The organism is Pseudomonas muyukensis, from assembly GCF_019139535.1.
Lineage (GTDB): Bacteria > Pseudomonadota > Gammaproteobacteria > Pseudomonadales > Pseudomonadaceae > Aquipseudomonas > Aquipseudomonas muyukensis.
Genome location: NZ_CP077073.1, coordinates 178,435 through 196,014, shown reverse-complemented (window position 1 = coordinate 196,014; position 17,580 = coordinate 178,435). Strand labels below are relative to the sequence as shown.

15 protein-coding genes and 1 tRNA gene are annotated in these 17,580 nt (G+C 64.2%); 3 read left to right on the top strand and 13 right to left on the bottom strand.

The annotated features are described in order from the left end of the window. Positions 1 to 234: 234 nt before the first annotated feature. The 9 genes from KSS95_RS00995 to rpsU all read right to left on the bottom strand — a co-directional run bounded on the left by KSS95_RS00995 (position 235) and on the right by rpsU (position 10,623). Positions 235 to 657: a DUF6691 family protein gene (locus tag KSS95_RS00995; RefSeq protein WP_217850798.1), complete on the bottom strand. Its 423-nt coding sequence runs from the start codon at positions 655 to 657 to the stop codon at positions 235 to 237. After that, positions 654 to 1,082, bottom strand: coding sequence for a YeeE/YedE family protein (locus KSS95_RS00990; RefSeq protein WP_217850796.1), 429 nt, complete (start codon positions 1,080 to 1,082; stop codon positions 654 to 656). The genes KSS95_RS00995 and KSS95_RS00990 overlap by 4 nt, the downstream gene beginning before the upstream one ends. A gap of 28 nt (positions 1,083 to 1,110) precedes the next feature. Next, a complete protein-coding gene (locus KSS95_RS00985; protein ID WP_217850788.1) occupies positions 1,111 to 1,458 on the bottom strand; it encodes a thioredoxin family protein in 348 nt (115 codons plus the stop codon). A 68-nt stretch (positions 1,459 to 1,526) separates the two neighbouring features. After that, entirely contained in the window at positions 1,527 to 2,108 is a 582-nt protein-coding gene (locus KSS95_RS00980; RefSeq protein WP_217850786.1) for a TetR/AcrR family transcriptional regulator, read from the bottom strand. A gap of 150 nt (positions 2,109 to 2,258) precedes the next feature. Then, positions 2,259 to 2,335, bottom strand: a tRNA-Ile gene (locus KSS95_RS00975). A 17-nt stretch (positions 2,336 to 2,352) separates the two neighbouring features. After that, the gene (locus KSS95_RS00970) at positions 2,353 to 6,096 is read right to left on the bottom strand and encodes a bifunctional diguanylate cyclase/phosphodiesterase (protein WP_217850784.1); all 3,744 of its coding nucleotides are present in this window, start codon (positions 6,094 to 6,096) and stop codon (positions 2,353 to 2,355) included. 119 nt (positions 6,097 to 6,215) lie between these two features. After that, positions 6,216 to 8,066: an RNA polymerase sigma factor RpoD gene (gene rpoD / locus KSS95_RS00965; protein ID WP_217850782.1), complete on the bottom strand. Its 1,851-nt coding sequence runs from the start codon at positions 8,064 to 8,066 to the stop codon at positions 6,216 to 6,218. A 67-nt stretch (positions 8,067 to 8,133) separates the two neighbouring features. After that, positions 8,134 to 10,125 (bottom strand): DNA primase, encoded by a 1,992-nt coding sequence (gene dnaG, locus KSS95_RS00960; protein ID WP_217850780.1) that lies wholly within the window; start codon positions 10,123 to 10,125, stop codon positions 8,134 to 8,136. 282 nt (positions 10,126 to 10,407) lie between these two features. After that, entirely contained in the window at positions 10,408 to 10,623 is a 216-nt protein-coding gene (gene rpsU / locus KSS95_RS00955; RefSeq protein ID WP_003255575.1) for a 30S ribosomal protein S21, read from the bottom strand. A gap of 205 nt (positions 10,624 to 10,828) precedes the next feature. Here rpsU and tsaD point away from each other — a divergent pair, with 205 nt between their 5' ends. Then, a complete protein-coding gene (gene tsaD, locus KSS95_RS00950) occupies positions 10,829 to 11,854 on the top strand; it encodes a tRNA (adenosine(37)-N6)-threonylcarbamoyltransferase complex transferase subunit TsaD (RefSeq protein ID WP_134689816.1) in 1,026 nt (341 codons plus the stop codon). Positions 11,855 to 11,880: 26 nt separating this feature from the next. On the opposite strand, the gene plsY is transcribed toward tsaD, so the two are convergent. After that, positions 11,881 to 12,450, bottom strand: a complete 570-nt coding sequence (plsY, locus tag KSS95_RS00945; protein WP_217850778.1) for a glycerol-3-phosphate 1-O-acyltransferase PlsY — start codon at positions 12,448 to 12,450, stop codon at positions 11,881 to 11,883. Positions 12,451 to 12,524: 74 nt separating this feature from the next. Between plsY and folB the strand changes: the two genes are divergently transcribed. Both folB and folK read left to right on the top strand, forming a co-directional pair. Next, positions 12,525 to 12,881: a dihydroneopterin aldolase gene (gene folB / locus KSS95_RS00940; RefSeq protein ID WP_217850776.1), complete on the top strand. Its 357-nt coding sequence runs from the start codon at positions 12,525 to 12,527 to the stop codon at positions 12,879 to 12,881. Continuing rightward, complete coding sequence (gene folK, locus KSS95_RS00935; RefSeq protein WP_217850774.1) at positions 12,872 to 13,381, top strand: 2-amino-4-hydroxy-6-hydroxymethyldihydropteridine diphosphokinase; 510 nt, start codon at positions 12,872 to 12,874, stop codon at positions 13,379 to 13,381. Before folB ends, folK begins: the two co-directional genes overlap by 10 nt. Positions 13,382 to 13,486: 105 nt before the next feature. Here the strand turns inward: folK and KSS95_RS00930 are convergent, their stop codons facing one another. The 3 genes from KSS95_RS00930 to KSS95_RS00920 are packed head-to-tail and all read right to left on the bottom strand — an operon-like array spanning position 13,487 to position 17,475. Then, positions 13,487 to 14,584, bottom strand: coding sequence for a tRNA nucleotidyltransferase/poly(A) polymerase-related protein (locus KSS95_RS00930; RefSeq protein WP_217850773.1), 1,098 nt, complete (start codon positions 14,582 to 14,584; stop codon positions 13,487 to 13,489). A gap of 54 nt (positions 14,585 to 14,638) precedes the next feature. Beyond that, positions 14,639 to 16,207 carry a SpoVR family protein gene (locus KSS95_RS00925; RefSeq protein ID WP_217850771.1) on the bottom strand — a complete coding sequence of 523 codons (1,569 nt, stop codon included), beginning with the start codon at positions 16,205 to 16,207 and terminating at the stop codon, positions 14,639 to 14,641. Continuing rightward, a complete protein-coding gene (locus KSS95_RS00920; RefSeq protein ID WP_217850769.1) occupies positions 16,204 to 17,475 on the bottom strand; it encodes a YeaH/YhbH family protein in 1,272 nt (423 codons plus the stop codon). The genes KSS95_RS00925 and KSS95_RS00920 overlap by 4 nt, the downstream gene beginning before the upstream one ends. Positions 17,476 to 17,580 lie beyond the last annotated feature (105 nt).

Here is a 17,580-nt window from a genome sequence, read left to right as displayed (position 1 = left end):
TGGGGTTCGCACGGCACCTCAGTGGCCTGTGCTGGCGCCGTCGCCTGGTCGACCGGTACGCACAACACGCATTCCTGCGGATCGACGCTGGTGCCTTCCCGGTAGCGTACCCGATGTGCGCCAGTTGTCCTGTTTGCACTGAAACTGAAGGTAGGGCGATGGCTCGGCGTTTCGTTGTTCATGGATAACCTCTTGATAGCTGTGTCCGAGTGGCAGCAGGCGCTGTGGGGGTGCTCAGCGTGGCGCCGCTCGGCCCAGCACCAGGTAATGCAGCAACGCCCCTGCGAGCATGGCGGCGAAGAACAGCAGCGCAAACGGCTGCGCCGTGCCGAGCAGGACCACCGCAGGCCCAGGGCAGACACCAGCGATGCCCCAGCCGATGCCGAACAGCAACGCCCCGATGATCAGCTTGCGGTCGACGACCCGCGAAGTCGGCACGCAGTAGGCCGCGCCCAGCACCGGCTTGGCGCGGCCGCGAATGTAACGGTAGGCCAGCAGCGAAGGGATCAGCGCCGCGACCATGACGAGCAGCAAGGTCGGGTCCCAAGCCCCGGTGATATCCAAAAAGGCCAGAATCCGCGCTGGGTTGATCAGGTCGGAGATGACCAGGCCGGTACCGAACAGCGCACCCAGGGCCAGTGGCAGTAGGCGTTTCATGGCAATACCCCGAGCAGGTGGCGAAGTACGTAGACGGTGATGAAACCGCTGAGCATGAAGGTGGCGGTTGCCGCCAGCGAGCGCGGTGACAGGCGGCCCAGGCCACAGATGCCATGGCCGCTGGTGCAACCCGAGCCGAGGCGGGTGCCGAAACCTACCAGCAACCCCGCCAGCAGCACGCCTGGCCAGAACGCGCCGAGGTCCGCAGGCAGGGTCACCGGATGCAGCGTCAGCACCAGCAGGCTGGCGCCGAGCATGCCCAGCAGGAACAAGCGCGAGGCCAGCCGATCGTTGCCGGCGCCGAAGCCGAAGGCGTCGGCCAGCATGCCCGAGACCCCGGCGATCCGGCCAAACAGAATCAGGTAGGCGGCAGCCGCGGTGCCGATCATCAAGCCGCCCAGTAGCGGTGTTATCCAGGTTGTCATGGCAGTACTCATCGAGGGTGGGTGGTCGTCAGCGTGGCGAAGGCGGGGCTGGCGTGGTCAGGTGCGCCAGCACCCATTCATGCAGTTGTTGGCCGTTCTTGAGCCCTATGAACCGGCCCGTTTCCTTGCCGTCTCGGTTGAAGGCAAGCACAGCAGGCACCGTTGCCAGGTTCAGGGCCGTCTGTATCTGGGGGGCGCTGGCCGCGTTGATCCTGAACGCTGCAACGCCCGGAAACGGCGTGACGGTCTGTTGGTAAATCGGCGAGAACAGGCGACACGGCGCACACCACGGGGCCCAGACGTACAGCAGCGCAGGCATGCCCAGCAGGTGCATCGCGCGATTGAACTCGGCTTCGCTGACGTCACGGATAGGCATCTGCGGATTGTCCTGTACTCACCCTACTAGTAGGTCGGTATTTGGCTGAAAACAAGGCCTGGCAAAACTCAGGCCTGTAGAAAGTTAAGCAGCGTGGCACCGATTTGCGCGGGCCCTTCGGCGCTGTTCATCGCGCGGCCGACGATCATGGCGCCTTCCAGGGTGCAGATCAGGGTCTGGGCCAGGCTGGCGGGGGCACCCAGGTTACGGATACGGCCAGCTTGCTGCCCTTGCGTGACCATCAGCGTGAGCCATTCGACATTGACCTTGAAGAACGCGTCGAGCTCCGCCAGCACCGACGGCGGCAGCGATTCATACTCGGCGCCGAGCATCGCACCCAGGCACAGTCGGCGCTGCGAGAAAGTCTGCTCGAACAGCACGGCATAGGCCTGCAAGCGCTCGAGCGGGTCGGCGCAGGTGCCCTCTATCCCCAGCAGTTGTTCGCGAAAACGATGGCGGTAGCGCTGCGCGACCATGGCCACCAGGTCTTCTTTTTTCGGGAAGTGGTAGTGGATGCTGGGCTTCTTGATGCCAATCAGCGCCGACACATCGTCATAGGAGAAACCGTTGTAGCCCTGGCGCTGGAGCAGGCCTTCGGCGGCATCGACCACGCGCAGGGCAGCAGGGGAGAGTTCGGAGAAATGGCGCATGCTGGGGAGTTCGCTAAACCGACTAGTTGGTCAGTATGCTAGCGAGGGTGGTCATGCATCGTCAAGGCAGGGGCAAGGAAGGGGTGTTGGCGCAGGCAGGGTTACGGCTGCGTAGAAACTACAAAGCCGCGTCAGACGCGGCTTCAAATTTGGTGGGCCCACACGGACTCGAACCGTGGACCAAAGGATTATGAGTCCTCTGCTCTAACCGACTGAGCTATAGGCCCTCAGCAGGTGCGCCGGATTATAACGAGGGTTTCGATAGCGTGCCATCCGAAAGATCCGTTTGTGCTATGCGAAGAAACGTAGCGGCGAATTCCGCTGGCGGCAGCGGCAGGCTGACGATGTAGCCCTGGATCTGCTCGCAGCCCTCGGCGGCCAGGAAACGCTGCTGCGCCTGGTTTTCCACGCCTTCGGCAATGATCGTCAATTGCATGCTGCGCCCCAGGGCGATGATGGCGCGGGCGATGGCGGCGTCGTGGGGGTCGTCGGGCAGGCCGCGGATGAACGACTGGTCGATCTTGAGGATGTCCAGCGGCAGGCGCTTGAGGTAGCTGAGCGAGGAGTAGCCGGTGCCGAAGTCGTCGATGGCCAGTTGCACCCCCAGTTGCTTGAGCTGGTGCAGCACGCTCAGGGCTTCCTCGGCCTGGCTCATGATGAAGTTTTCGGTGATCTCCAGTTGCAGGTCGCCGGCCTTGAGCTGGTAGGTGCGCAGCAACTGCTCGATGCGTTTGGCCAGGTTGGGTTGGCGCAGCTGGGCGCCGGCCAGGTTCACCGACAGCGGGCCGAAGGCGTGGTAGGCCTTCTTCCAGTGGTGCATCTGCCGGCAGGCTTGCTCCAGGACCCAATCGCCCAGCTGGAGGATGCTGCCGTTTTCCTCGGCCAGGTGGATGAACTGCTCGGGCGGCACTTCGCCGAAGGTCGGGTGGGTCCAGCGGATCAGCGCTTCGGCGCCGACCAGGCTCTGGGTCTTGAGGCTGAACTTGGGCTGGTAGCACAGGCTCAGTTCGTTGCGCTCGATGGCACGACGCAGTTCGTGCTCCAGGGCGATGCGCTCGCTGGCCTGGGCGGTGAGGTCGCGGGTGTAGGCCTCGACCCGGTTGCGGCCCTTGGCCTTGGAACGGTACATGGCGGCGTCGGCGTTGCGGATCAGGCTGGCGACGTCGCTGCCGTCCTGGGGATACAGGCTGATGCCGATGCTGGCGCTGGTGAAGAACTCATGGTCGCCGGCCTGGAAGGGCGCATGGAAGCCGGCCAGCAACTTGTTGGCGATGGCGCTGGCGTCGCTGGGCTTGTGCAGGCCGGGCAGCAGGATGATGAACTCGTCGCCGCCCAGGCGGGCCACGGTGTCGACATCGCGCACCTGCTCCTTGAGGCGTTGGGCGATGCCCTTGAGCAGCAGGTCGCCGACCGGGTGGCCGAGGCTGTCGTTGATGTGCTTGAAACGGTCGAGGTCAAGAAACAGCACCGCGCCCTGGCGGTTGGACGCCTGGGTGCAGGCGAGCGCCGCTTGCAGGCGATTTTCGAACAGGGCGCGGTTGGGCAGGCCGGTCAGCGGGTCGTGGTGAGCCTGGTAGTCGAGCTTGGCCTGGGCGTGCTTGAGGCTGGAGATATCGGCGAACACGGCGACGAAGTGGGTGATTTCGCGCTCGTGGTTGCGCACCGCGCTGATGGTCAGCCAGCCGGGGTAGAGCTCGCCGTTCTTGCGCTTGTTGTAGATCTCGCCCTGCCAATGGCCCTCGGCGGTGAGCTGGTGCCACATGGCGGCGTAGAAGGCGCTGTCGTGCTGGCCGGAGGCGAGCAGGCGCGGGGTCTGGCCGAGGGCTTCGCTCTCGCTGTAGCCGGTGATTTCGCTGAAGGCGCGGTTGACGGCGCTGATGCGCTGGTCGGTGTCGGTGATCAGCACGCCTTCGGCGGTGTTCTCGAACACCGTGGCGGCCAGTTGCAGTTTTTCCTGCATCAGGTGGCGTTCGGTGATGTCGCGGGCGATGGTCAGCATGCAGTCGACGCCGCCAATCGGCAGGGGCCGGGCCGACAGCTCGCACAGGCGGATCTGCCCGTCGCTGCGGCGCAGGTGGCAGCTGAAATCACGCACGAAACCATCGCGTTGCAATTGCTCGACCAGGCGTTGGCGTTCGCCCAGGTCGACCCAGATACCCAGGTCCAGCGAGGTCTGGTCGACGTTGGGGTCGACTTCGTAGCCGGTCAGGCGGCGGAAGCCTTCGTTGACCTCCAGCAGCAGGCCGTCGCTCTGGCGCGACAGCAACAGGCCGTCGGGGGAGGCGTGGAAGGCCTTGGCGAATTTCTCTTCGGAGGTCTGCAGCTGTTGCTGGGTTTCCTTGAGCTGGCTGATGTCGCGGATCGCCACCACCAGCGCCGGGGTGCTGTCGAGCTCGAAGGTTTCGGCCGAGGTCAGGCCGGTGAACAGCTGGCCATTGCTGCGCCGGAAGGTCATCTCCAGGTTGCGGATGCCGCCGCGGTGCAGGCGTTCGAGCAGTGCCGGGCCGGTACCGGCGACGCCCCACAGGCCGAGCTCGGTGGCGGTGCGGCCGATGACCTGGGCCGGACCCAGGCCAATCAGTTCCTCGAAGGCCTCGTTGACCTCCAGCAGGCAGCCATCGCTGTGGCGGGCGATGACCAGGATGTCCGGGCACTGCTGGAACACCGAGGCGAACTTCTGCTCGGACAGGCGCAGGGCGGCTTCGGTGTGCTTGGCCTCGCTGATATCGATCATCAGCCCGCGCATCAAGGGTTTGTGGCCATGCTTGATCATGCTGACGATGTTGCGCACCCACAGCGTGTGCCCGTCGGCACGGATCACCCGGTAGTCGAGGCTGTGGTCGCGACCGGCGGCGGTCTCGCTGTCGCAGTAGGCCTGGGCCCAGAGCGCGTCCTCGGGGTGCAGGATACTGCGCCAGAAGCCGGGCTTGAGCCATTCGCCGGTGGGGTAGCCGAGCAGGTCCTCGGCATGGGGCGAGACGTAGCTGTAGCTGAAGTCGTTGGCGTCGGCCTCCCAGGCCACTGCCGAGAGGCTTTCGATCAGGCCGCGGTAGTGGTATTCGCTGCTGCGCAGCTCCTGCTCGAGGGCGATGCGTCGGGAAATCTCCGAGCTCAGCCGGCGGTTGATGCGGATCACCACGGCGAGGATGGCCACCAGCAGCAGGACGCCGGGCAGGCCATAGAGCAGCATGTCGCGCCAAAAGGTCCGTTGGTCGACGACGTTGCCCACCCAGCGCTGCTGGATATGGCTGACCTCACCGCTGCTCATGTCAGCCATGACCTTGTCGAGAATGCCCACCAGCATCTTCTGCTGTTGTGGCACGGCCATGGCCAGCTGGTAGCGGTAGGGCGTCTCGCCGCTCACATACAGGCCGTCGAGCTTGAGCTGGCGCAGGCTCCAGATGCTCGAGGCGAGATCGCCGACCACCGCGTCGACTTCATCGGTGGCCAAGGCCTGCAGGGTCGAGCTGACGTTGGGCATGGCCACCAGGTTGAGGTCGGGGTGGTGGGTGCGCAGCAGTTCGTGGGGCGCGTAGTTCTCCACCACGGCCACCTTGAGGCCATACAGGTCCTTGAGGTTGCGCGGTTGCGCGCCGCCGGCATGGGCGAGGATAACGATGGGGAAGTCCAGGTAGGGCCGGGTGAAGGCCAGGTAGGCCTGGCGCTCCGGGGTGGACATGATCCCGGGCAGCAAATCGAGGCGGTTGCCGCGGGCTTGCTGCAGGACTTCGGTCCAGCTGCTGGGCTCGACCGGCTTGAGCGTGATGCCCAGGCGCTCCTGGATCAGGGCGATGTAATCGGCGGCCAGTCCCTGGTAGCGGCCTTCCTGGTCGCGAAATTCGAACGGCGGCCATGAAGCGTCTACGCCCAGGCGCAGCTGGGGGTGGGCGCTGAGCCAGGCTTGTTCCTCGTCGGTCAGGGTCAGGGCGCCGGCCGTTGTGTTCCAGGCGAGCAGGATCAGCAACAGGAGGGCCGGCATAAAGGGCATAGCGGCCTCTCGATCAGGTGAACTGATTCGAGTGTAGACGGGCATCCGGGCCGCGGGGTAGGCGCTGGCAATGACCTTCTGTCACAAAAGAAAAACCCCGGCCTGGGCCGGGGTTGGTCTTACTCGTCGAGGAACGAACGCAGGTGCTCGCTTCGCGTCGGGTGGCGCAGCTTGCGCAGCGCCTTGGCTTCGATCTGACGGATCCGCTCGCGGGTCACGTCGAACTGCTTGCCGACTTCCTCGAGGGTGTGGTCGGTGTTCATGTCGATGCCGAAACGCATGCGCAGCACCTTGGCCTCGCGCGCGGTCAGGCCCGAGAGCACGTCGCGGGTCGCTTCCTTGAGGCTTTCGACCGTGGCCACGTCGATCGGGGACTGCATGGTGGAGTCCTCGATGAAGTCGCCCAGGTGGGAGTCTTCATCGTCGCCGATCGGCGTTTCCATGGAGATCGGCTCCTTGGCGATCTTCAATACCTTGCGGATCTTGTCCTCAGGCATTTCCATGCGCTCACCGAGCTCTTCCGGGGTCGGTTCACGGCCCATTTCCTGGAGCATCTGCCGGGAAATACGGTTGAGCTTGTTGATCGTCTCGATCATGTGCACCGGGATACGGATGGTGCGCGCCTGGTCGGCGATCGAACGGGTGATCGCCTGGCGGATCCACCAGGTGGCGTAGGTCGAGAACTTGTAGCCGCGACGGTATTCGAACTTGTCCACCGCCTTCATCAGGCCAATGTTGCCTTCCTGGATCAGGTCGAGGAACTGCAGGCCACGGTTGGTGTACTTCTTGGCGATGGAAATCACCAGACGCAGGTTCGCCTCGACCATTTCTTTCTTGGCGCGGCGGGCCTTGGCCTCGCCGATGGACATGCGACGGTTGATGTCCTTGATTTCGACGACGGTCAGGCCGGTTTCGGTCTCGAGGTCGATCAGCTTCTGCTGGCAGGCGACGATCGCGGCGTCTTTCTCACCCAGGGCGGCAGCCCATTTGGTGTTGCGCTTGGCCAGGTCACCGGACCAGGTCTGGTCGGTTTCGTTGCTCGGGAACAGGCGCAGGAAGTCGGCGCGCGGCATGCGTGCATCACGCACGCACAGCTGCATGATGGCGCGTTCTTGCTGGCGCAGACGGTCCAGGGCACCGCGTACGCGCTCGACCAGGGCGTCGAATTGCTTGGGCACCAGCTTGATCGGCATGAACAGGTCAGCCAGCGCCTGCATGGCACCGATGCTGTCCTTGTGGCCGCGACCGTGCTTCTTCAACACCTTGAGGGTGTCGACCAGCTGGTCCTTGACGGCACCGAAACGCTGCGCGGCAACGACTGGGTCCGGACCGCTCTCGGTCTCTTCCTCGTCATCGCCGTCGGCGCTTTCTTCTTCCTCGTCGTCGCTCTCTTCCTTCGCGGCAGCGGCCTTGGCGCCGGGGATCGGCACTTCTTCGGTCGGTGCGGCGATGTTGTCGTCAGGGTCGATGTAACCGCTGAGAACATCGGACAGGCGGCCACCTTCGGTGGTGACGCGGTCGTATTCGCCGAGGATGTAGTCGACAGTGCCCGGGAAGTGGGCGATGGCGCCCATGACTTCACGGATGCCTTCCTCGATGCGCTTGGCGATTTCGATCTCGCCTTCGCGGGTCAGCAGCTCGACGGTACCCATTTCGCGCATGTACATGCGCACCGGGTCGGTCGTGCGGCCGATATCGGTCTCAACTGCCGCCAACGCTGCGGCGGCCTCTTCGGCTGCGGCTTCGTCGGTGTCGGCTTCCGCCAACAACAGGGCATCCGCATCCGGAGCACTCTCGAATACGTTGATCCCCATGTCGTTGATCATGCGGATGATGTCTTCCACCTGCTCCGGATCTGAAATATCCTCAGGCAGGTGGTCGTTGACCTCCGCGTAAGTCAGGTAGCCCTGCTCACGACCGCGGGTGATCAACTCTTTGATACGAGATTGCTGTTGCGCTTTTCCGGACATAACACCCTATCCACTGAAGGTCTTGGCGGGCAAAAAACAAGCCGAGGATTATACCCGAGCATGGACCTCACGCGCCAGATGAGGTCGGGGTTTGTGCGGGAACATTCCTGCTGAGCAGGGCGAGCAGCTGAGATTTTTCCTCTGCGTTCAACTCGCTTTGACGTGCTTTCCTGAGCAGATGTTCCAGGCTGCGCTCGCGTTGGCGGGCGGACAAGCTAGTAATGGTGTCGAAAAACTGTTGTTCAAGGTTGTCGGCATCGATCAACCATTCCTTCTCGGCCAGGGCGCGCAGCAGGCGGCCTTGTTCGGTGCCGTGCCAGCGTGCGATCAGCTGCATAGAGCTTAGCTTAGGATTCTTCTGCGCGGCTTCGATCAGCGCCACCAGCAGCTGGCTGTACAGTTGCTCTTCGTCGGCGAAGTGGCTGGCGTCCTCGACCTTGCCGGCGAGCAGCGGGTGATGCAGCAGGGTGCGCAGCGCCGACAGGGTCGGCGGTTCCACCGGTGCCGGCACCCGTGGCGGCGCTTCGCCGCGCTGGCCGTTGCGCTGCCAGGGCTTGCCGCCCTTCTTGTCCCAGGGCTTGCCTTCCCACTGTTTCTTGCCGCCGCCCTTGTTCGGTGTCCACGGCCGTTGTTCTTGCTGATGCGCGCCGTAGTCGGGCTGGTACGCCTGCTCGGCGTAGTCCGGCGTGTAGCTGGCCATGGCGTCGTAGTCATAGCCGGGGTCGTAGTCCGGTACCTGGCTGGGAGCCGGTGCCTGCTGCGCCAGTTGTTCCATCTGCTGCGGGTCGAGGCCGGTGATGTCCTTCAGGCGGTTGCGCATCAACTGGCGTAGGTTGGCGCCTGGTACCTGCTCGATCAGCGGTGCGGCCAAGGTCACCATATGCGCCTTGCCTTCCAGTGAGCGCGGGTCGGCCTCGTTGCTCAACTGCTCGAAAAAATAGTCGGCCAAGGGCTGGGCGTGCTGGTTGATGCGGGCCTGGAAGGCGTCGGTGCCTTCGGCGCGAACCAGGCTGTCCGGGTCTTCGCCCTCGGGCAGGAACAGAAAGCGCGCGCGGCGCCCGTCCTGCAGGCTCGACAGGGTCGACTCCAGGGCGCGCCAGGCAGCCTTGCGCCCGGCCTGGTCGCCGTCGAAGCAGAACAATACGCTGGGCACCACGCGGAACAGGCGCTTGAGGTGCTCTTCGCTGGTGGCCGTGCCGAGGGTAGCCACGGCATTGCGCAGGCCTTGCTGGGCCAGGGCGATGACGTCCATGTAGCCTTCGACCACGATGACTTCGTCGAGGTTGCGGTTGTGCTTGCGTGCCTCGTACAGGCCATACAGCTCCTGGCCCTTGTGGAATACCGGGGTTTCCGGGGAGTTCAGGTACTTGGGCTTGTCGTTGCCCAGGACCCGGCCGCCGAAGGCGATCACCCGGCCGCGGCTGTCGCGGATGGGGAACATCACCCGGTCGCGGAAGCGGTCATAGCGCTTGCCGCTCTCGGCGTTCTCGATCAGGAGGCCTGCGTCGATCATCACCTTTTGTTGCAGGGTGTCGGCACCCAGGTGCTTGAGCAGGTTGTCCCAGCCCGGCGGGGCAAAGCCCAGGCCGAAGTCGCGGGCGATCTCGCCGGACAGGCCACGGCCCTTGAGGTAGTCCACCGCCGCCTTGCGGGTGGGGTGGCCGCGCAGGGCCTGGCGATAGAATTCGCTGGCTGCCTCGAGCAGCGGGTACAGCGGCGAGTCGGTGGGCTGGCGCGGCTTCTGTCCGCGGCGGCCTTCTTCGCGGGGTACTTCCATGCCGGCCGCGCGGGCCAGTTCCTCGACCGCCTGGGGGAAGTCCAGGTTGTCGTGGTCCATGATGAAGCCGAGCGCGTTGCCACCGGCGCCGCAGCCGAAGCAGTAGTAGAACTGCTTGTCGGGGCTGACGGTGAAGGAGGGGGACTTCTCCTTGTGGAACGGGCAGCAGGCAGACAGGTTCTTGCCGGTCTTCTTCAGCTGGACGCGCGAACTCACCACATCGACGATGTCGGTGCGGTTGAGAAGGTCATCGATGAAGCTTTGGGGAATCAGCCCGGCCATGGCAGTCTCGTCATCTGGCAACTGGCAAGTCTAAACGCTTGTGCGCGGGTTTTGGCGTGAGGGTGTAGCTGAGAAGAGGTGTTGTGCTCGTCACCAGCCCGCAAGGGGCTCGTCAGAAAGGACGTGCACGCCTGGTCAAAGACCAGTTCTGACGTGTTGCGGCAGGTTGCCCATGGCTTTTGCCGGGGCACCCAAGGCGCATGGCCAAGGGCTTGAAGCGGCCGCTGCCATCAGCCCGGCACGAGGCCGGGCGGGGCAGAAGCTTTGCGTAGAACGCCTGTATTAGTACAGACGAACGGCGCGGCGCTGTTCGCGCTGAACCTTCTTGGCGTGACGCTTTACAGCGGCAGCGGCTTTGCGCTTACGCTCGGCGGTCGGCTTCTCGTAAAACTCGCGGCTACGAACTTCAGCCAGTACACCGGCTTTTTCGCAGGAGCGCTTGAAACGACGCAGAGCTACGTCGAAGGGTTCGTTCTCTTTAACTTTGACGGCTGGCATCCAGGGCTACCTTAATTCATTACCGGGGTAGACGTGCTCCTGGCAAAACATAAGGTGTGCTGGAGAACGTCGGTTTTCAAGGGTTGCGGATGTTAACCCTTAGCTGGCCGGAATGCAAAGCCTCTGATCGAAAACCGCTGGTCGGCACAAGGTACGGGGACTATCATGCGCGCCTTCGAATTCAGCCTCGACAAGGCACGGACCCATGCTAGTACTGGGATTGGAAACATCCTGCGACGAAACTGGCGTCGCATTATACGACAGTGAACGCGGCCTGCTGGCCGACGCGCTGTTCAGCCAGATCGACCTGCACCGCGTCTATGGCGGCGTGGTGCCCGAGCTCGCCTCGCGCGATCACGTCAAGCGCATGCTGCCGCTTATCCGCCAGGTGTTGCAGGAGGCCGACTGCGTCGCCACCGAGATCGACGCCATCGCCTACACCGCGGGTCCCGGCCTGGTCGGCGCGCTGCTGGTGGGGGCCTCTTGCGCCCAGGCGCTGGCGTTTGCCTGGGATATCCCGGCGATCGGCGTACACCATATGGAAGGCCACTTGCTGGCGCCGATGCTCGAGGAGCAACCGCCGGAATTCCCGTTCGTCGCTTTGTTGGTATCCGGCGGCCATACCCAGCTGGTGCGGGTCGATGGCATCGGCCAATACGAACTGCTGGGCGAGAGCCTGGACGACGCCGCCGGAGAAGCCTTCGACAAGACCGCCAAGCTGATTGGCCTGAATTATCCGGGCGGCCCCGAGATCGCCCGCCTGGCCGAGCAGGGCACGCCGGGGCGCTTCGTGTTCCCGCGGCCAATGTGCGACCGGCCTGGCCTGCAGTTCAGTTTCAGCGGTCTCAAGACCTTCGCCCTGAACACCTGGCAGCAGTGCCGAGACGCCGGGGACGACAACGAGCAAACCCGTTGCGACGTGTCGCTGGCGTTCCAGCAGGCGGTGGTGGAGACTCTGACCATCAAGTGCAAGCGCGCCCTCAAGCAGACCGGCCTCAAGCGCCTGGTCATCGCCGGCGGCGTGAGTGCCAACAAGGCCCTGCGCCTGTCGCTGGAACAGATGCTGGCCAGCATCAAGGGCAACGTCTATTACGCCCGGCCACGTTTTTGCACCGACAACGGCGCGATGATCGCCTACGCCGGTTGCCAGCGCCTGTTGGCCGGGCAGCAGCAGGACCTGGCGATCAGCGTGCAGGCACGCTGGCCGATGGAGCAGTTGCCGGCCGTCTGAAACTTGGCCGGCTCAGGCGCGCGCCCTCAGAAATGACGCTCGCGCCCGGCGAACAGGTCGCGCAGGTTGTTGCGGTGGCGCCAGACGATCAGCAGGGTCAGCACGGTCATCGGCAGCAGCGCCTCGGGTTCGCGCCAGGCCAGCAAGGGCAAGGTCAGCGGCGTGGCGATCAGTGCCGCCAGCGAGCTGGTGCGGGTGAGGTAGAAGGTCAGCAGCCAGGCGCCGATGGCCAGCAGCGCGGCGGGGAAGTACAGGGCCATGAGCATGCCCGCGGCGGTGGCCACGCCCTTGCCGCCCTGGAAGCGGAAGTAGATCGGGAACAGGTGCCCGAGCACCGCGCCGACGCCGACCCAGGCCTGCTCTTGCTGGTCGAGGCCGGCCAGGCGCGCCAGCAGCACGGGCAACATGCCCTTGCACAGGTCGCCGAGCAGCGTCAGGATCGCCAGTTTGCGGCCCGCCAGGCGTAGCATGTTGGTCGCGCCGGCATTGCCGGAGCCGCTGGAACGCGGGTCGGGGCTGCCGCTGAGGCGGCTCAGGACGATGGCGAAGGACAGAGAGCCGAGCAGGTAGGCAAACAGCGCCAGTGACCAAAACATGCTAACTATTCCGGGCGAGGACGCCCTGATTCTAACGGCGCCCGTCGCCCTTGTCGTGCTGTGGAGAGAAGTGCTTGGACAGAGTGTTCATCGAAGGCCTGGAAGTCGATACCGTCATCGGTGCCTATGACTGGGAGCGGGATATTCGCCAGTGCCTGCGCCTGGACCTGAGTTTCGCCTGGGACAACCGCCCGGCCGCCGCCGGTGACGACCTGTCGCTGGCGCTGGACTACGCCAGTGTTTCGGCGCGGGTGCAGGCGTTCGCCGAGCAGGCGCGCTTCGAGCTGGTCGAGACCTTCGCCGAGCGCCTGGTGGCGGTACTGATGGCTGAATTCCACATCCCCTGGGTGCGCCTGAAACTTACCAAGCCGGGCGCGGTGCCGGCAGCCCGCGGTGGTGTTGGCGTGGAGATCGAGCGCGGATGTCTCTGAGCACGGTTTACCTGGGCCTGGGCAGCAACATCGACCGCCACCAGCATCTGTGCGCTGGCCTCGATGCCTTGGCGGCGATTCTCTCGGACATGCGCTGCTCGCCGGCCTTCGAGAGCCAGGCGGTGGGCATCAAGAGCGGGCCGTTCATCAATTTCGTGGTGACCGGCAAGACCGACCTGCCGCTGATGGAGCTGGACCGTCGGCTCAAGTTCATCGAGGCCGACAACGGCCGTTATGCGCCAGACCGCAAGGGGCTGCCGTTGGATATCGATGTGCTGATGTACGACGACCTGCACGGCACCTTCGATGGGTTGGTGCTGCCCAGGGCAGAGATCCTGAAGAATGCTTTCGTGCTCTGGCCGTTGTCGTTGCTCGCGCCGGCGCTGATTCACCCGGGGGTGGAGAAAAGCATGGCGCGATTGTGGCAGGAGGCGCAGATCGACCAGGTGCTGGCACCGGTCGCCTTCGAGTGGCGGGGGTTGCAGCTGACTCCGGCATAAGCCTGTGCCGGCCCTTTCGCGGGCAAGCCCGCTCCTGCAGGGTATCGTCATCGTTGAAGGTGAAGGGTTACCTGTAGGCGCGAGTTTGCCAAGAGGCCGGTAGCGTCAGCCGAGCTTGTAAGCCTGGAGCGCTTTCAGCCGCTCGCCCTTGAGCGCCTCCCCCAAGCCTTGCCCGCTCAGCCCGGCCTCCACCAGCGGCTTCACCTCCACCGCCCGCGCCGCTGCCGCAGCCCCGCGCAGATAGTCGGCCTGTGGATAACCTGCATCGCCCTGTGCCATTGCACACGCAGCAATGAAATCCTCGAACCGCTGCGGTCGCCGATAGACGTCGAACTTCTGCAACATTTCCAGCAAACTCGCAGGGGGCAACTGCAAGGCGTCGTCAGCATGCCCGGCAAACTCCCCCACCAGAACGGCCAGTTCCTGGCATTCACGGGGGGCCTTGAAGCGCTGGTTGAGTGCCTTGATCGCCGCCGGCTCCAGCCCGCGCAGCAAGCATGCCCAGCGTACCGCCAGGGGCTGCTGGTGCTGCGCGGCCTGATGCAGCGCCGCGAGTGTATCCCTGCCGTTTTCCAGCTCGGGCATCAGTTCCTTCAGGGCACCCGAATCATGCAACACCTGGACGAACACTTGCGGCTCGCTCTCCATCAGCGCCCGCTCGATCTCCTTCCAGCTGCGTTCAGCCGTCAGCGCCTGCAATTCGCCGGATTCGGCGATCTGGCGCATCAGTGCCAGGGTTTGCTCGGCGACATGGAAACCCAGCGGCGCATAGCGCGCCGCAAAGCGCGCAACGCGCAGCACGCGCAGGGGATCTTCGGCGAACGCCGGGGAAACATGGCGCAGGATACGCTGTTCAAGATCGACCTGGCCGCCATAGGGATCGTAAACCGTACCCTGTTCATCCTCGGCCATGGCATTGATGGTGAGGTCGCGGCGAATCAGGTCTTCCTCCAGCGTCACATCCGGGCTGGCATGGAAGGTGAACCCGCCATAACCCCGGCCGCTCTTGCGCTCGGTGCGCGCCAGGGCATACTCCTCGCCCGTCTTCGGGTGCAGGAAAACCGGGAAATCAGCGCCCACCGGGCGAAAGCCCTGGGCGTGCATGTCTTCGACCGTGGCGCCGACCACCAGCCAGTCGATGTCGCTGACCGGGCGCCCGAGCAGGCGGTCGCGTACTGCGCCGCCGACTTTGTAGATGTGCATGTGCAGCCTCCATTACTGCCGACAGGATACCTTGTCGACAGTAATGGCGGTGCATCAGAGGTGATGGATGACGGCCAGGTCCATGCGGCCATAGTCGCCGCTGTCGCCATGCTCGCCACGGGGTGGCATGTGGTGGGTCTTCATCAACTGGTCGCCCTGCACGGTTTCCAGGTGGATGTCAAAGCCCCACAGGCGGTGCAGGTGCTTGAGCACTTCCTCGGTGGAGTCGCCCAGGGGTTTGCGGTTGTGTTGCTGGTGGCGCAGGGTCAGCGACCGGTCGCCGCGGCGGTCGATGCTCCAGATCTGCACGTTGGGTTCGCGGTTGCCGAGGTTGTACTGCGCGGCCAACTGCTCGCGGATGGTGCGGTAGCCGTCTTCGTCATGGATCGCCGGCACCAGCAGGTCGTCGCGCTGGTCGTCGTCGAGGATGCTGAACAGCTTGAGGTCGCGCATGACCTTGGGCGACAGGTACTGCAGGATGAAGCTCTCGTCCTTGAAGCTGCTCATGGCGAACTTGATGGTCGACAGCCAGTCGCTGCCGGCGATGTCGGGGAACCAGCGGCGATCCTCCTCGGTGGGGTGTTCGCACATGCGCCGGATGTCGGTGTACATGGCGAAGCCCAGGGCGTAGGGATTGATGCCGCTGTAGTAGGGGCTGTCGAAGCCAGGCTGGAACACCACGCTGGTGTGCGATTGCAGGAACTCCATCATGAAGCCTTCGGTGATCAGGCCCTCGTCGTACAAGTCGTTCATCAGGGTGTAGTGCCAGAACGTCGCCCAGCCTTCGTTCATCACCTGGGTCTGGCGCTGTGGATAGAAATACTGGGCGATCTTGCGCACGATGCGCACCACCTCGCGCTGCCAGGGTTCCAGCAGCGGTGCGTGCTTCTCGATGAAGTAGAGGATGTTTTCCTGGGGTTCGGCGGGGAACCGCGCATCGTCTCGCTCGCCGGCCTTTTCCGAGCCCTTGGGGATGGTCCGCCACAGGTCGTTGATCTGCTTTTGCAGGTGCTCCTCACGCTCCTTCTGGCGACGCCGCTCTTCCTCGGCGGAAATCGGGTAGGGGCGCTTGTAGCGGTCCACGCCATAGTTCATCAGGGCGTGGCAGGAGTCGATCAGGTCCTCGACGGCATCGATGCCGTGGCGCTCCTCGCACTGGGCGATGTACTGCTTGGCGAACACCAGGTAGTCGATGATCGAGCTGGCGTCGGTCCAGGTGCGGAACAGGTAGTTGCCCTTGAAGAAGCTGTTGTGGCCGTAGCAGGCGTGGGCGATCACCAGCGCCTGCATGCACATGGTGTTTTCTTCCATCAGGTAGGCGATGCACGGATCGGAGTTGATCACGATCTCGTAGGCCAGGCCCATCTGGCCTCGGCTGTAGGACTTCTCGGTGCTGAGGAACTGCTTGCCATAGGACCAGTGGTGATAGCCCAGCGGCATGCCCACCGAGGCGTAGGCGTCCATCATCTGCTCGGCGGTGATTACTTCGATCTGGTTGGGGTAGGTGTCCAGGGCGTAGCGCGCGGCCAGGCGGCTGATCTCGCGGTCGTAGGTCTGGATCAGCTCGAAGGTCCACTCGGAGCCCGTGGAAATGGGTTGGCGTCGCTGTTCTCTGGCGGTCATGTGGCTAACCTGCGCTGGAAGAGTTCACGGAAGACCGGGTAGATATCGCCGGCCGATACCAACTGCTGCTGGGCGAAGGTGTCGGGGTAGGCTTCGCCGATACGTTCGTATTCGTACCAGAGGGCCTGGTGTTCGCGCGGGGTGATCTCGACATACGTGTAGTACTGCACATGCGGCATGATCTGGTTGGCCAGGATGTCGCGGCAGATCGGCGAGTCGTCGTTCCAGTTGTCGCCGTCCGAGGCCTGGGCAGCATAGATGTTCCAGTCGCTGGCCGGGTAGCGCTCGGCCATGACCTCCTGCATCAGCTTGAGGGCGCTGGAGACGATGGTGCCGCCGGTTTCGCGGGAATAGAAGAACTCTTCCTCGTCGACTTCGCGAGCGCTGGTGTGGTGGCGGATGAACACCACCTCGATGCGGTCGTAGTTTCGCTTGAGGAACAGGTACAGCAGGATGAAGAAGCGCTTGGCGATGTCCTTGGTGGCCTGGGTCATGGAGCCGGAAACGTCCATCAGGCAGAACATCACCGCCTTGGAACTGGGGTTGGGCTGCTTGACCAGCAGGTTGTACTTGAGGTCGAAGGTGTCGAGGAACGGCAAGCGGTTGATCCTGGCCTTGAGTCGCTCGATCTCGGCTTCGGTGGCCTGGATATCGGTGAAGTTGTCGGGCTCCTCGACCTTCAGCCGGGCCAGTTCCTGCTGGGCTTCACGCAGCAGCGCACGGCTGCTGCCGGTCAGGGCGATGCGCCGGGCATGGGCCGAGCGCAGGGTGCGGACGATGTTGATGCGCGAGGGGTTGCCTTCGTTGGCGATGCCGGCGCGCACGGTCTTGAAGGTGTCGGCGCCAGTCAGGTGGCGCTTGACCAGGTTGGGCAGTTCCAGGTCCTCGAACATGAATTCGAGGAATTCTTCCTGGGTGATCTGGAACACGAAGTCGTCCATGCCCTCGCCGGAATTGCCGGCCTTGCCACGGCCGCCACCACCGCCGCCACCTTGCGGGCGGGCGATGTGTTCGCCGGCGGTGAACTCCTTGTTGCCGGGGTGGACGATGGTCTGCTTGCCGCCACGCCCGTGGTGCAGCACCGGTTCGTCGATGTCACGCCCGGGAATGCTGATCTGCTCGCCATGCTCCATGTCCATGATGGAGCGGCGGCTCACCGCCTCTTCGACGGCCTTCTTGATGTGCTCGCGGTACCGCCGCAGGAAACGCTGGCGGTTGACCGTGCTCTTGTTCTTGCCGTTCAGGCGTCGGTCGATGACGTAGCTCATGGGCCCTCCGGTAGCTGGGTACAGCTGCAAGCTTCAAGCTACGAGCTGCAAGCCAAAGCAGTCGCCGCCACCACGGGCGAGCGGTGCGCCGAAGCGCACCGCGCA

Coding starts and splice junctions, on each gene's coding strand:
- KSS95_RS00995 (WP_217850798.1), bottom strand. CDS start 657: ATGAAACGCCTACTGCCACTGGCCCTGGGTGCGCTGTTCGGTACCGGC.
- KSS95_RS00990 (WP_217850796.1), bottom strand. CDS start 1,082: ATGACAACCTGGATAACACCGCTACTGGGCGGCTTGATGATCGGCACC.
- KSS95_RS00985 (WP_217850788.1), bottom strand. CDS start 1,458: ATGCCTATCCGTGACGTCAGCGAAGCCGAGTTCAATCGCGCGATGCAC.
- KSS95_RS00980 (WP_217850786.1), bottom strand. CDS start 2,108: ATGCGCCATTTCTCCGAACTCTCCCCTGCTGCCCTGCGCGTGGTCGAT.
- KSS95_RS00970 (WP_217850784.1), bottom strand. CDS start 6,096: ATGCCCTTTATGCCGGCCCTCCTGTTGCTGATCCTGCTCGCCTGGAAC.
- rpoD (WP_217850782.1), bottom strand. CDS start 8,066: ATGTCCGGAAAAGCGCAACAGCAATCTCGTATCAAAGAGTTGATCACC.
- dnaG (WP_217850780.1), bottom strand. CDS start 10,125: ATGGCCGGGCTGATTCCCCAAAGCTTCATCGATGACCTTCTCAACCGC.
- rpsU (WP_003255575.1), bottom strand. CDS start 10,623: ATGCCAGCCGTCAAAGTTAAAGAGAACGAACCCTTCGACGTAGCTCTG.
- tsaD (WP_134689816.1), top strand. CDS start 10,829: ATGCTAGTACTGGGATTGGAAACATCCTGCGACGAAACTGGCGTCGCA.
- plsY (WP_217850778.1), bottom strand. CDS start 12,450: ATGTTTTGGTCACTGGCGCTGTTTGCCTACCTGCTCGGCTCTCTGTCC.
- folK (WP_217850774.1), top strand. CDS start 12,872: ATGTCTCTGAGCACGGTTTACCTGGGCCTGGGCAGCAACATCGACCGC.
- KSS95_RS00930 (WP_217850773.1), bottom strand. CDS start 14,584: ATGCACATCTACAAAGTCGGCGGCGCAGTACGCGACCGCCTGCTCGGG.
- KSS95_RS00925 (WP_217850771.1), bottom strand. CDS start 16,207: ATGACCGCCAGAGAACAGCGACGCCAACCCATTTCCACGGGCTCCGAG.
- KSS95_RS00920 (WP_217850769.1), bottom strand. CDS start 17,475: ATGAGCTACGTCATCGACCGACGCCTGAACGGCAAGAACAAGAGCACG.